Below are 431 nucleotides of genomic sequence, written 5' to 3'. Positions count from 1 at the left end.
TTTTATCAATAGCTTGATCTTTAAGTTTTTGAACTTCAGCTTTAGCTTGTTCTTTTTGCTGTTCGGTTAAAATTTTATCATTATCAATTTCATCTAACTTTTGTTTAGTAGCTTGATCAATTTGTTGTGATGCTTCATCTTTTGCAACTTGAAGTTCTTTTTCAATAACATCTACAGGGACATCGACAATAACTGATGTATCGTTCGCAAGAGTCACTTCAACTTTCGCAGTTAGGTTATCTGCAACTTTACCTGTGTTAGGTAATGAAATGATTCTTACTTTAAGACCATCAGCTAAAGTCATGGCACTTTCAATTTCACTAAGTGTAATCGTAGCACCTCTATGCACGATGACTTTTCCTGTAACTAACGCATTTTGTAAGCTTAAATCAGGACGATGAAGTATTGATGGCTGTTGATCAGTATCCCAT

Annotated in this window: 1 protein-coding gene; it reads right to left on the bottom strand. The window is 34.3% G+C overall.

The genetic code is table 11. From position 1 onward, the window contains the following. The coding region (locus tag HZY83_RS07855; protein ID WP_179943486.1) for a DUF1542 domain-containing protein at positions 1 to 431 on the bottom strand (431 nt) is incomplete at both ends.

The organism is Gemella sp. GH3 (assembly GCF_013415425.1).
In the GTDB taxonomy this organism is placed as follows: Bacteria; Bacillota; Bacilli; order Staphylococcales; family Gemellaceae; genus Gemelliphila.
This window is presented reverse-complemented; position numbering and strand designations above follow the sequence as displayed.